This window comes from Mesorhizobium sp. B2-6-1 (assembly GCF_006440475.1).
Taxonomy (GTDB): Bacteria; Pseudomonadota; Alphaproteobacteria; order Rhizobiales; family Rhizobiaceae; genus Mesorhizobium.
Window position 1 is genome coordinate 121,092 of the sequence record NZ_VFUH01000009.1, and the last position, 12,850, is coordinate 133,941.

General features: G+C 62.0%; 13 protein-coding genes. 6 read left to right on the forward strand and 7 right to left on the reverse strand.

The window, feature by feature from the left end; translation table 11 throughout:
- The first annotated feature begins 136 nt into the window (after window positions 1-136).
- Together FJ443_RS19300 and FJ443_RS19305 are read left to right on the forward strand one after the other, a co-directional pair.
- A complete protein-coding gene (locus FJ443_RS19300; protein WP_140650049.1) occupies window positions 137-616 on the forward strand; it encodes a DUF3828 domain-containing protein in 480 nt (159 codons plus the stop codon).
- A gap of 4 nt (window positions 617-620) precedes the next feature.
- A complete protein-coding gene (locus FJ443_RS19305; RefSeq protein WP_140515580.1) occupies window positions 621-1,226 on the forward strand; it encodes a hypothetical protein in 606 nt (201 codons plus the stop codon).
- A 9-nt stretch (window positions 1,227-1,235) separates the two neighbouring features.
- On the opposite strand, the gene queF is transcribed toward FJ443_RS19305, so the two are convergent.
- The gene (gene queF, locus FJ443_RS19310; RefSeq protein ID WP_140515582.1) at window positions 1,236-1,697 is read right to left on the reverse strand and encodes a preQ(1) synthase; all 462 of its coding nucleotides are present in this window, start codon (window positions 1,695-1,697) and stop codon (window positions 1,236-1,238) included.
- A gap of 141 nt (window positions 1,698-1,838) precedes the next feature.
- Between queF and FJ443_RS19315 the strand changes: the two genes are divergently transcribed.
- On the forward strand, window positions 1,839-3,884 hold the full coding sequence (locus FJ443_RS19315; RefSeq protein WP_140560536.1) for an NADH:flavin oxidoreductase: 2,046 nt from the start codon (window positions 1,839-1,841) through the stop codon (window positions 3,882-3,884).
- A 128-nt stretch (window positions 3,885-4,012) separates the two neighbouring features.
- Here FJ443_RS19315 and FJ443_RS19320 read toward each other — a convergent pair whose 3' ends face one another.
- Window positions 4,013-4,420, reverse strand: coding sequence for a hypothetical protein (locus FJ443_RS19320; RefSeq protein ID WP_140560537.1), 408 nt, complete (start codon window positions 4,418-4,420; stop codon window positions 4,013-4,015).
- Window positions 4,421-4,566: 146 nt separating this feature from the next.
- Here FJ443_RS19320 and FJ443_RS19325 point away from each other — a divergent pair, with 146 nt between their 5' ends.
- On the forward strand, window positions 4,567-4,965 hold the full coding sequence (locus FJ443_RS19325) for a MarR family winged helix-turn-helix transcriptional regulator (RefSeq protein ID WP_224619525.1): 399 nt from the start codon (window positions 4,567-4,569) through the stop codon (window positions 4,963-4,965).
- Window positions 4,966-5,024: 59 nt separating this feature from the next.
- Here the strand turns inward: FJ443_RS19325 and FJ443_RS19330 are convergent, their stop codons facing one another.
- Both FJ443_RS19330 and FJ443_RS19335 read right to left on the reverse strand, forming a co-directional pair.
- Window positions 5,025-5,759, reverse strand: coding sequence for a polysaccharide deacetylase family protein (locus FJ443_RS19330; RefSeq protein WP_140665402.1), 735 nt, complete (start codon window positions 5,757-5,759; stop codon window positions 5,025-5,027).
- 65 nt (window positions 5,760-5,824) lie between these two features.
- Window positions 5,825-7,897, reverse strand: a complete 2,073-nt coding sequence (locus FJ443_RS19335) for an EAL domain-containing protein (RefSeq protein ID WP_140494180.1) — start codon at window positions 7,895-7,897, stop codon at window positions 5,825-5,827.
- A gap of 306 nt (window positions 7,898-8,203) precedes the next feature.
- Between FJ443_RS19335 and FJ443_RS19340 the strand changes: the two genes are divergently transcribed.
- On the forward strand, window positions 8,204-9,391 hold the full coding sequence (locus FJ443_RS19340) for a glycine C-acetyltransferase (RefSeq protein WP_140565147.1): 1,188 nt from the start codon (window positions 8,204-8,206) through the stop codon (window positions 9,389-9,391).
- Window positions 9,392-9,443: 52 nt separating this feature from the next.
- A complete protein-coding gene (gene tdh / locus FJ443_RS19345) occupies window positions 9,444-10,478 on the forward strand; it encodes an L-threonine 3-dehydrogenase (RefSeq protein ID WP_140494176.1) in 1,035 nt (344 codons plus the stop codon).
- A 39-nt stretch (window positions 10,479-10,517) separates the two neighbouring features.
- On the opposite strand, the gene FJ443_RS19350 is transcribed toward tdh, so the two are convergent.
- From FJ443_RS19350 to FJ443_RS19360, 3 genes are read right to left on the reverse strand one after another with little or no spacing between them, the layout of a single operon-like run.
- Window positions 10,518-11,165: a CDP-alcohol phosphatidyltransferase family protein gene (locus FJ443_RS19350; protein WP_181168490.1), complete on the reverse strand. Its 648-nt coding sequence runs from the start codon at window positions 11,163-11,165 to the stop codon at window positions 10,518-10,520.
- A gap of 4 nt (window positions 11,166-11,169) precedes the next feature.
- On the reverse strand, window positions 11,170-12,120 hold the full coding sequence (locus FJ443_RS19355; protein WP_140494172.1) for a phosphatidate cytidylyltransferase: 951 nt from the start codon (window positions 12,118-12,120) through the stop codon (window positions 11,170-11,172).
- Entirely contained in the window at window positions 12,117-12,755 is a 639-nt protein-coding gene (locus FJ443_RS19360; protein ID WP_140665407.1) for a lysophospholipid acyltransferase family protein, read from the reverse strand. Before FJ443_RS19360 ends, FJ443_RS19355 begins: the two co-directional genes overlap by 4 nt.
- Between the last annotated feature and the right edge of the window lie 95 nt (window positions 12,756-12,850).

Genomic DNA, 12,850 nt, shown 5'->3' on the forward strand with positions numbered 1-12,850 from the left:
AGTCTTGGCACGCGCGCCTGTCGGATGGCCTGCATCGGCGGCGAGCCGCCCTCGGGCTTCATGAGCCGCAAAAAAGCCGATATGCAGGATGCGTGCTACTGGATTGCGCCAAGCCATCAAAAGCCGGAGATTCTGCATGAGACTGACAGTGCTCCTTGCCGCCCTTTCGACGGCCTTTCCCGCTGTCGCCCTGGCCGGTCCGGCGTCGGACGCCGTGAAGTTCTTCTATGTTCCGGATGTCAAGTTCGAGGCCGACGCAAAATACCGGGATCGCTTCACCGAGCCGGTGACAAGACTGTTCGACCTCAACGATCAGGCAACGAGGAAGAATCCGGACCAGGTCGCCTGCATCGATTTCGATCCGGGCCTCGATGCGCAGGATTTCGACCAGAAGACCGTCTCCAAGACCCTGAAAGTGTCCGAGATGGTGGATGGCGATACTGCCCAGGTGGTGGCGAGCTTCAGCCTCTTTCCGGAAGGAGACGATGCACAACGCGAAATGCATTGGTCGCTGAAGAAGATCGACGGCAAGTGGAGGATATCGGACATCGCATCGAAGACCAGCGATTGGACGCTGAGCCAGCTCGAATGTCTGGCGGGCCAAGATCCGGAGTGATCCGATGGCCCGCCGCCGGTTCCTGGCACTGTCGGCCGTGTGCATTATGGCGGCGGACTTGAGTGGCGGCGCCGCGCAGGGGCTACTCGGCACGCCGCCGGCGAATGCTCCGGCTGCCCCCGCGCCCGATGACCACGGGTCGCCGCCAGCGCCTGCACCTCGCGGAGCCGCCGAGCCGGCAACGCCACCGGCTGCCTCGCCAAGCATACCTGCCGCCCCAATTCAGCCGGGCTCGCCGACAGCGGTGGTGCGGCCATTCTACGACCAGGTCGGCTTGGAGGTCGGTCCGTCGCAGCGCCGCCATTTCGTCGATCCGGCGAAAACGGTGCTCGACAAGAGCGATGCGCTGCGCAAATCCGGGCAGGGCGAGTGCCTGGACCCCAACATGGCGCTCGACAATGCCGACTATGATAAGGGCGAGATCGACAAAAGCCTGAAGACGCTCGAGGCGATCAATGGCGACCAGGCCAAGGTCATCGTCGCCTTCGTCGTCGCGGGCAACCCGCACCGCCTTGAGTGGAAGTTCAAGAAGGTCGATGGCGAATGGAAGATATCGGACCTGCTGTCGGTGACCGGTGAATGGGCGCTCAGCCAATACCAATGCGAATGATGGTTCGAGCTAGCCTCGCCCGCGATAGGGCGCCACTCCGGTCTCGGGCAGCCAGGCGCCTTCCGGCGGCGCGCCCGTCTGCCAGAACACGTCGATCGGAATGCCGCCGCGTGGATACCAATAGCCGCCGATGCGCAACCATAGCGGGCTCGTTGCCGCCACGATGCGGCGGCCGATCATGACGGTGCAATCCTCATGGAAAGCACCATGATTGCGAAACGAGGTCATGAACAGCTTGAGCGACTTCGATTCCACCAGAGCCGCGTCGGGTGCGTAGTCGATGACGATATGGGCGAAATCAGGCTGGCCGGTGACAGGGCACAGCGACGTGAATTCCGGGCAGGTGAAGCGCACGATGGCCGGCGGGCCGTCGCCGCGCGAAAACGGCACGGTTTCCAGGACCGCCGCTTCCGGGCTCTGTGGCGTCTCGACATGCGCGCCGAGCTGGGTGAGGGTTTTGGTATCGATCATGGACGGCTCCTTGCCTGCCTGTCGCCGGAAGCACGCTTCCATGGCGGTCGGCGCGAACGAAGATTGGAATAAACGCCGCAATCCACTCAGGGGCGGCGCATCTGGCCGCTCAATAACACAATTTGAAACCGCAGGAAGACGATGACCAGCAACGATCCGCTTCTCCAGCCCTATCAGCTCAAGCATCTGACGTTGAAGAACCGGGTGATGTCGACCAGCCACGAGCCTGCCTATTCGGAAGACGGCATGCCCAAGGCGCGGTACCGGCTCTACCACACGGAGAAGGCCAAGGGCGGCATGGCGCTGACAATGACCGCCGGCTCGGCCATCGTTTCACGCGACAGCCCGGCCGCCTTCGGCAATTTGCATCTCTATGATGACGGGATCGTGCCATGGCTCGCGGAACTGACCGACGCCTGCCACGAGCATGAATGCAAGGTGATGATCCAGATCACCCATCTCGGCCGTCGAACCGGTTGGAACAAGGCCGACTGGCTGCCCGTCCTGTCGGCTTCGCCGGTGCGGGAGCCGGCGCATCGCGCCTTTCCCAAGACCATCGAGGATTGGGATATCGAACGCATCGTTTCCGACTATGCTTCCGCCGCCCAGCGCTGCCAGGCCGCCGGTCTCGACGGCATCGAATTCGAGGCTTACGGCCATCTGATGGACGGCTTCTGGTCTCCGTCCACCAACCATCGGGAGGACGAGTTCGGCGGCTCGCTCGACAACCGGCTGCGGTTCACCGACATGGTGCTCGACGCCGTGCGGGCGGCCGTCGGCGAAAAATTCGTCGTCGGCATACGCATGGTCGCCGACGAGGATTTTTCGCAAGGCCTGTCGAAAGAGGAGGGCGTCGAGATCGCCAGGCGGCTTGCCTCATCAGGCAAGGTCGATTTCCTCAACATCATCCGGGGCTCGATCGAGACCGACGCGGCACTGACCAAGGTCATTCCGGTGACCGGCATGCGCTCATCGCCGCATCTCGACTTCGCCGGCGAGGTGAGGGCGGCGACGAAATTCCCGACCTTCCACGCGGCGCGAATTTCCGACGTCGCAACTGCGCGCCACGCCATCGCCGCCGGCAAGCTCGACATGGTCGGCATGACCCGCGCCCACATCGCCGATCCGCACATCGTCCGCAAAGTGATGGAAGGGCGCGAGCACGAAATCCGCCCGTGTGTCGGAGCCACCTACTGCCTCGACCGCATCTACGAAGGCGGCGAGGCGCTCTGCGTCCACAATGCGGCGACCGGCCGCGAGGCGGACATTCCGCATATCATCACCAAGGCCGAGGGACCAAAGCGAAAAGTCGTCGTCATCGGCGCTGGTGCAGGCGGACTGGAAATAGCGCGCGTGGCCGCGGAGCGCGGCCATCAGGTGACGGTGCTGGAGGCATCGGGCCAGGCCGGCGGACAGGTCAGGCTGGCGACGCAGAACCCGCGCCGCAAGGAATTGATCGGCATCGTCGACTGGCGGTTGGCCGAACTCGACCGGCTCGGCGTCGAGATCCGCTACGACAGTTGGGCCGAGAAGGACGACGTTCTGGCGTTGTCGCCCGATGTCGTGGTGATCGCCACCGGCGGACTGCCGCAGAATCCGCCGCTGACGGCGGGCGACACTCTTGTCACATCGAGCTGGGACATCATGGCTGGCAGCGTCAAGCCGGCTGAAAACGTGCTGCTCTATGACGACAATGGAGGCCATCAGGGAATGGGCGCTGCGGAACTCGTCGCGGCTGCCGGTTCGAAGCTGGAACTGGTTTCGCCGGAGCGATTCTTCGCGCCGGAAATGGGCGGCATGAACCACGTACCCTACATGCGCGCCTTCCAGGAGAAGGGGGTCACCATCACTATCAACACAAGGCTGCGCTCGGTGCGCCGCGAGGGCAATCAACTGGTTGCCGAGCTTGCCTCCGATTTCGCCGACGGCTGGCGCGGCGAGCGGCGGGTCGACCAGGTGGTGGTCGAGCATGGCACGGCGCCGCTAGACGACCTTTATCTCTCGCTGAAGCCATTGGCGACGAACGGCGGCGCCATAGACTATGAGCGGCTGGTGAGTGGCGGCGACATTTTTCCCGAGCGCAATCCGCAAGGATCTTTCGTGCTGTTCCGCATCGGCGATGCCGTCGCCTCGCGCAACATCCACGCCGCCATCTATGACGGCATCCGGTTCGGGCTAAGGATTTGAAAGGCTGCTGTCGCTAACAATTTCGAGGAGGCGCGCAACGGAACCTCCGCAAGGAGAGCCATCTGCTGCCTTGGTTCGTTGCGCGCCGCGTACGCCGCCTGCTTGCGCCGGCACCGTACGATCCGTGATCAGAACATTCTGGCGGTGGCCATGCAGAGCACGGTGAGAACCAGCAGCCAGGCGGCGATTCGCTCGCCTTGGGCCATCTTCGCGCGCAGGGCAGGTTCGGTGGCCGCGTCGGCGCCAACAAGCTGCGTGCTGGTGCGGCGGACCATGGCGCTGAGCACTCCAGCCGCGGCGAAAGCGGCAACGATGCCGAGGGCCAGCACCATTTCCATCGAGCCGAAATAGGCACCATGGAAAAAATACCAGAGCAGCGCACCGGTGAGAAACACCATGCCGGCCGCTCCCATTTGCGGTCCAATGAAGCGTTCAGCCCGGATCTCGGGGTCGCGCGCCAGCGTGATGGTGGTGCCGGCCCAGAACACCCCCGCCATGACGTGAAGACCGATGGTGATGATGTAGACATATTGCATACCAGCTCTCCTCTCTTGCCCGCCGTCGCCTAAATAGTTAGAGATCTAACTGTTAGATGTCAATGTATAAATGAGTGCCAGTTCCATCCGTGGAAAACACCGTCTAGTGTCCTGCCATGACGCCCTTTGAACGCCCGCCGGTCGGCATGAATCTCGGCCGCACCGCCAAGCTTGTTGCACAGGCCTTCGACACCGCGTTGGTTGAAGCGGGCGGCACGTTGCCCGTCTGGCTTACTCTGCTGTCGGTCAAATCGAGCAAGCTTGCCAACCAGCGTGAGCTTGCCGGAATGATCGGCATACAGGGAGCGACGCTCACCCATCATCTAAACGCGATGGAGGCGCAGGGATTGCTGACGCGCCGCCGCGACCCCGTCAACCGCCGGGTCCATCTGGTGGAATTGACAGAGGCCGGAGAGGCGATGTTCGAGACACTGCGCAAGGCGGCGCTTGCCTTCGACAAGCGGCTGCGCGTGGGCCTGTCAGACGACAGGCTGGCGGAGTTTGCGCAAGTGCTGGCGACCTTGCGGGCCAATGTGGAAAGCTGACGATGTCCAGGCGCGCCACGTAATCTCTTTCGACACTACGCGCTCTAGGGATCGCCCGCTCAGTCGTCATAGCTCTGGATTGTCCCAAAAGCATAGCCGCGCTGCTTCAGCGCTGTAATCAGCCTGGTCAGTTTCGTCTTGCCGTCGAAGCCGTCCTGGAACATCTCGTCATGCATGAGCAGGATCATCTTTCCGCGCTTGACGAAGCGGCCATAGCCGAACAGGTGATCGATCTCGCTGACCAAGTGGTCGACGCTCTGCACCGGCTTGCCTGTGTCGTCATGCACCCACTCATGGTCCCAGCCATAGAGATAGAAGCCGGAAGCGGCGACGAATTCATAGTCCGGCTCCTCACGGCCTTCCTGCGCAAGGCCGAGCGAGGTGTCGTTCTTCGACATTGAAGGCAGTCTGAACACGTCGCGCCCAGGCAGCCTCGCATGAACCGCTGGAGCGAGCCCGAGCACGGCGTTGGCCCGCAGCATGTCTGCCACCACGCCTTCCGTATCGGCATAGAAATGCTGGTAGCGGTTGTTGGCGTGGCTGTAGCTGTGATTGCCGACCGTCACCAGCGGCAGAGCTTTTGCGCGTCTGACTAATGCCTTGTTGCCCGCGCTCGCCTGCGCATGCATGCCGACCATGAACAACGTCGCCGGCACCTGCTGCGCTTCCAGCACGTCGAGGATGTTGCTGGTGCCGTTCAGCGGTCCGTCATCGAAAGTCAGATAGATGGTGCGATCCACTGCATAAGCGGGAAATGCGGCGAGCATGGTCAGCAAAGCAAGCAGAAGCGGCATCGGAACTACCCGTTTGCACAGGGCGCCATCTCGGTGATGAGTTGTCAAGCGCGGGTGAGGGCTGCCTACGCCAGGCTTCCCTGCAGCACCGTTAGCCTGGCCTTCTTCGGCATGCGGGCGCTCAGCCAGTCACGGGCTTTGTCCTGCGGCATCGGGAAGGCGATGGAGTAGCCCTGCACCTGGTCGCATCCGATGGCCATCAGTGAATCGAGTTCGGCTTCGGTCTCGGCGCCCTCCGCGACGATCGAGATACCAAGGCCGCGCGCGAGCTCGGTGATGGCGCGCACGATCTTGGAGTTGTCACCGTTCTCATGGATGTTCTGGACGAAGCGGCGATCGATCTTCAGCCGGTCGATCTCGTTGGGATTGACGTGGCTGAGCGACGCGTAGCCAGTGCCGAAATCGTCGAGCTCAAGATGGACGCCGGCGGCCCTGATATGGCGTAGCTTTGCCGCGATGCCTGTCTTCTCGTCATCGAGAATGACGGATTCGACGATTTCCAGCGACAGTTTCTGCGGCGGCAGGCCAGCCTTCTCAAGCGTCTCGAACAGGAAAGCATCGAAGTCGTGCTCGCGCAATTCGGTTCCGGATACGTTGACCGCAAGTCGTCCGAAAGCAATGCCGTCGCGGTTCCATTCGGCGGCTTCGTTGATCGCCTTGCTGATGACGATGCGGCCGATATCAGGCATGAAACCGCATTTCTCGGCGACGGGAATGAATTCGCCAGGCGAGATCATGCCGCGCTCGGCATGGTTCCAGCGCACCAGCGCCTCGATGCCACTGATCGTGCCGTCGCTCAGTGAAACCTGCGGCTGGAAATAGACCTGGAATGCCTGCTGTGAAATGGCAACCTTGATGTCGTGCTCGAGTTGCTTGCGATAATCGAGTTCGCGACGCAATTCCTCGGAGAAGAACGAGAAATTGCCGCCGCCCATCTTCTTGGCGGAGTAAAGCGCCAGATCGGCGTGAACCAGCAGGTCCTGGGCGTTGTCGGCGTCGATCGGATAGACGGCGATGCCGCCGCTGGCGCCCGGTAGAATGGTCGTGCCCTGGAAGACGATCGGCTCGTTGATGTGCGCAAGAATGCGCCGTGCCAGCATGTTGATGTCTTCGCTGCCGCCGGCGCCGTTGAGGATCATCACGAACTCGTCGCCACCGAGGCGCACGCACAGATCCGACGCCCGACAGGAATCGCGCATGCGCTGGGCCGTGATGACCAGCACATAGTCGCCGGCGGCGTGGCCGAGCGTGTCGTTGATCTGCTTGAACCGGTCGAGATCAAGCTGCACCACCGCAAGACGTTCGCGCCGACGATGCGCGCTCTTGATCAGCGTGTCGAAATGGTCGGTCAGGAATGTGCGGTTGTGCAGACCTGTCAGCCCGTCATGAACGGCGATGAAGGCCATCGAATTGCGCGCATCGACGAGTTCGCGCGTCTTGCGCAGGATCGCGTTTGACATGGGCCGGAAGATGAACAGCGCCACCAGAACGATGACGCCGATCGTGGCGTAAAACAGCGTGCGGTGCAGATCGAGCATCTTTTCGGATCGTTCGTCGGCGAAAGCGCTGATGCGCTGGCCCAGCGCCGAATAGCCCGACAATGTTGCGTTGGCGACCGAGGCGTCGAGGGTGACGCGCTCGTAACCGCCCTTGTAGCCGCCATTGTCGCCGAGTGCGAGTTGGGACGAGAAGGCCGATACCAGGCGTTCGCCATTGGCGACCAGCCCGACGGAAAAATAGTCGAGATGGAAAGGCTTGCCGAAAAGGACGTTCTCGATCGTCTTCGGATCGAGCCTGGCCGGCGACTTTGGATCGGCGGCCGTCTGCTTGAGCAGCAGGTCATAGTTGGTTTCGAACTCCGCCGTCGCCTGCTTGAGCGCGTTGACGAGCGCCGGCTGCTTGTCGCGCGAAGCAGCACCGGTCGCACCGGCGAGGAAGACGATGCGCTGCGACAGCGTCTTTTGCGTGCTGACGATATCGAGCAGCGTATGGTTGTGCCGTTGGGTGGCCATCACCTGCTGCAGCAGGATGAAGGAAGCCACCACCATGGCGGCGATGATCAGCAGCGCCAGCCAATAACCAGCCTTGATCAGCAGTATGAGCTTGCCTGAAACGGTTTGCACCGGCTGCTGCGACATCTTGGGGGGCGGCCCTCTCGCCAACGGATTCCTGTATGAGCATCATTGAACTGCAAACATTAACAGGACTGGAAATCGACAGCTGGCCGACAAGGGGAAAGGCTTAAAGGTCGCGAAATGGTTATCGGCCTCTTTCGCGGCCGGTCCGCATTTGAACATTCGCCGGCCCATGTGATCCGGATCGTCCCTCGAGCCATGCCTGCGGCATCCGTTCGACATTACCCAGCCACCTGATCCGGTCGCTTTTGCGGTGGATTTTTTGTGCGTGCGGGACGACAGTCGGCCCACGTCAAACGAGGCACGATCATGACCGCAGCATTTCTCTCCCATATCGACGGCGAACTTGAGGGGCTCAGATCGGCCGGACTGTACAAGTCCGAGCGGGTAATTTCCTCCACGCAGTCGGCTGAGATCGAGGTCGGCGGCGAGAAGGTGCTGAATTTCTGCGCCAACAACTATCTCGGCCTCGCCGACAGCCCCGACCTGCGCGAGGCGGCAAAGCACGCGCTCGACCGCTACGGCTACGGCATGGCTTCGGTGCGTTTCATCTGCGGCACGCAGGAGGAGCACAAGCAGTTGGAAGCGACGATATCGTCCTTCCTCGGGATGGACGACACCGTCCTCTACGGCTCCTGCTTCGATGCCAATGGTGGACTGTTCGAGACGCTTCTGGGCGAGGAGGACGCGATCATCTCCGATGCGCTGAACCACGCTTCCATCATCGACGGGGTCAGGCTGTCCAAGACCAAGCGCTTCCGCTACGCCAACAACGATATGGCGGATCTCGAGGCGCGGCTGAAGGAGGCGAAGGATTGCCGGTTCCGGCTGATCGCCACCGACGGCGTGTTCTCGATGGATGGCATCATCGCCAATCTCGCGGGTGTGTGCGATCTGGCCGAAAAATACGATGCCATGGTCATGGTCGACGACAGTCACGCGGTCGGCTTCGTCGGCAGGAACGGCCGCGGCTCGGCTGAGCATTGCGGCGTCGAGGGCAGGGTCGACATCATCACCGGTACGCTCGGCAAGGCGCTGGGCGGCGCTTCCGGCGGCTACACGTCCGGCAAGAAACAGGTGGTCGACTGGCTGCGCCAGCGCTCGCGGCCCTATCTGTTTTCCAACACGCTGATGCCGGCGATCGCCGGCGCCTCGATCAGAGTGTTCGACATGATCCGCAATGGCGATGCCCTGCGCGAGCGCCTATATGCCAATGCGGAACGGTTTCGGACACAGATGGGGAAGCTCGGCTTCACGCTGGCAGGCGCCGGCCATCCGATCATCCCGGTCATGCTGGGCGATGCGAGCTTGGCGCAGGAGATGGCGGCGCGCATGCTGCAACGCGGCATCTATGTCATCGGCTTCTCCTTCCCGGTGGTGCCCAAGGGCCAGGCGCGCATCCGCACGCAGATGTCGGCTGCGCATTCCAGCGCCGACATTGATCGGGCGGTCGAGGCTTTCGGTGCGGTTGGCAAGGAACTAGGTGTGATTTCCTGAGCGACCGGCGCCGCAAACCGCTTCCGGATCAAGAGATTCAAGGGACAAAAGAATGTCGAACATGATGAAGGCGCTGGTGAAGGCCAAGGCCGAGCCGGGCATCTGGATGGAAGAGGTGCCGGTGCCGGAAATCGGCCCCAACGACGTCCTGATCAAGGTGAAGAAGACTGCGATCTGCGGCACCGACGTCCACATCTACAATTGGGACCAGTGGGCGCAGAAGACGGTGCCCGTGCCGATGGTGACCGGCCATGAATTCGTCGGCACCGTCGCGGATTTCGGCGCCGCGGTCACCGAATACAAGGTCGGCCAACGCGTGTCGGGCGAAGGCCACATCGTCTGCGGACATTGCCGCAACTGCCGCGCGGGCAGGGGGCATCTGTGCCGCAACACGCTCGGCGTCGGCGTCAATCGCCCGGGCGCCTTCGGCGAGTACCTGGCGATCCCACAGCACAATGTCGTGCCGATCCCCGACGATGTGCCGGACGAGATCGCCGCGATCTTCGATCCCCTGGGCAATGCGGTTCACACCGCATTGTCATTCGATCTGGTCGGCGAGGACGTGCTGGTCACCGGCGCCGGACCGATCGGCATCATGGGCGCGCTGGTGGCGCAATGCGTCGGCGCCAGGAAGGTCGTTATCACCGATATCAATCCGGTTCGGCTGGATCTTGCGCGCAAGCTTGGCGTCCAGCACGTCGTCGACGCCTCCAAGGAAAAACTGAGCGACGTGATGCCGGCGCTCGGCATGACGGAGGGTTTTGATGTCGGCCTGGAAATGTCGGGGGCAGCCCCCGCCTTCCGCGACATGATCGACACCATGAACAATGGCGGCAAGATCGCCATCCTCGGCATTGCGCCGACCGGGTTCGAGATCGACTGGAACAAGGTCATCTTCAAGATGCTGCATCTCAAGGGCATCTATGGCCGCGAGATGTTCGAGACCTGGTACAAGATGATCGCGCTGGTCCAGGGCCCGCTCGACGTCTCAGGCCTGATCACGCACCGCATCGGCATCGATGATTTCCAGGTTGGATTCGACGCGATGCGCAGCGGCAGTTCGGGCAAGGTGGTGATGGACTGGTAATCGATGCGCCGGGAGTCTCAGGCTTCGAGGCAGGCGATGCTAGGGTCGCCTGGTTTTCAGCCATCGCACCTGTCGCCATGCGCGCCGCAACGCAGTTGCGGCGGCGCCGATGGCAATGGCGGCGAGCGCAAGCGTCAAGACTTCGTTGTGGCCATTCCAAAGGAATTCTCCGGTAGATAGCAGCGCCGCGACGGTTGCGACTGCCATGCGATGTGGCTTGGCCATCGGTCCGGTGAAATCGCTCGGCGTCTCGTTGGCCCGCCCCAATTCCCGCACATAGGCGGTGAGAACCGAAAAACAGGCCGCTGCCCAGCCAAGGCCAGGCATGCCGATGCCGTAACCTATGCCGGCCATGATGGAGATATCGGCGAGCCTGTCCGGGAACTCGTTCCAGAACGGCCCGTCGGCCGACGCCTTGCCGCCCTCGACGGCGACCATGCCATCGAACAGATTGCACAGCAGCCGCAGTTGGCAAAACAGCGCCGCGCCCAGCAACAGCAGCAAACGAGAAGTGCCGCCGCTCTGCCCGCCAAGCCAGAAAGCCGTGCCTGCCAGCGCGCCGGCGAGGATACTGGCCTGCGAAATCTGGTTGGGGGTCACGGAGAGTGCGGCGAGACGTCTGGCCGTCGCTTGTGCCCAGCGCGTGTCGCGGCTTGCAAGTGGTCTGCGATCGCCCGTGTTCATCACTGCCTCATCCCGGTGACCAGAAATAACGAGTGAGATGGAAGAAGATCGGAGCGGAGAAAACCACCGAATCCAGCCGATCTATCAGGCCGCCATGGCCGTCGATCAGATGGCCCCAATCCTTCACGCCGCGGTCACGTTTGATGGCGGACATCACAAGGCCGCCGAAAAAACCCATCAGCGTGATCAGGAAGGCCATCGCGCCCGCCTGAAGCGGAGAGAACGGCGTGATCCACCACAGGCCAGCGCCGATGAGGCTGGCGCTTGCAACGCCGCCGAGGAAACCTTCAAGCGTCTTGGACGGCGAAAGCTTTGGTGCGATCTTCGTATGCCCGATCGCCTTTCCCCAGATATATTGCAGTACGTCGCTCAATTGCACGACGATGACAAGGAAGGCTATCAGAAGCACATTGCGGCCCTCGTAGCCGGGAATATGCAACGTCAGAAGAGCCGGGACGTGGGAGGCGCAGAAAACACAGATCATCAACGCCCATTGCACCTCGGCAATTCGAACGAGGAAGTGCTGGGTGTCGCCCCGTGTGGCTGAGATGATTGGCATCAACAGGAAGGCGTAGACCGGGATGAAAACAGAAAAGATCCCGTAGTCCTCGATCCAGAGCAGCACATACTGTACCGGCAGCACGACGAAAAACGCTGTGGCCAGCGCCCAGTGGTCGGCACGCCGGGTATTGGTCAGCGTCACGAATTCGCGAAGTGCGGCGAAGGAACAGAAGCCAAAGAGAAGCAGGACGCCGATCCGCCCGGCGATGAATGCTATGGCGATGAGGATCGCCATTACCCACCAGGCATTGATACGGGCGTTGAGGTTCTCGATGGCTGGGTTGGAGCCTTCCGGCGACAGCCGTCGCTCCAGGATATGCCCCACGAAAGAGGCCACGAGCAGGATCCCGCAGACGCCGAGCACGAGAACCATCATATCGAATTGGGTTGAGCTCATTCCGCTGCCTTTTTCGGTGCCAGCGCCAGCAGCGCCCCGCGTGCCCGCTCGAGGAACATATCCTTGCTCTCGCCGTCAGCCAGGTGCATTGCCTCGCCGAACGTCACCGTGCAGATCAGCGGGATAGGCACGAATTCCCCTTTCGGCATCACCCGGTTGAGATTGGCGATCCATACCGGCACCAACTCGAAATCCGAGTGCGATGCCGCCAAATGGAACAGGCCGGACTTGAATGGCTGCAAGGACGCGTCGGATTGGTTGCGCGTGCCTTCCGGGAAGAGAATGAGCGAAGAGCCTTCCCTTATCGCCTCTCCCATGCTTTCGACAGGATCCATCGTGCGTCCGTCGCGATTGCGCTCGATCAGGACGGCATTGAAAACGTCACGGCCGATGAAGGCTCGGACTTTTGATTTCAGCCAGTAGTCGGCACCCGCTACGGGACGCACCCGCCGCCGCAGGCGCGGCGGCAGAACAGCCCAGATCAAGATGAAATCGCCATGGCTGGAGTGATTGGCAAAGAAGATCGAGCGACGCCGAGGCAATCTGCCTTCATGCCAAAACGGCCGCACGGCGGTGATGGCTCGGGCAAACAGCAAGACGACCACGGCCACCGGCCTCGCGAGCAGCGACTTCATCCTTCCCCCCAATTCGCCCGTCGATGATCACCGGCTGACATACAGCACTGAAAATCCGCCACCGAGCAAGCAGCGATCGAAAATGACCGCCAGAC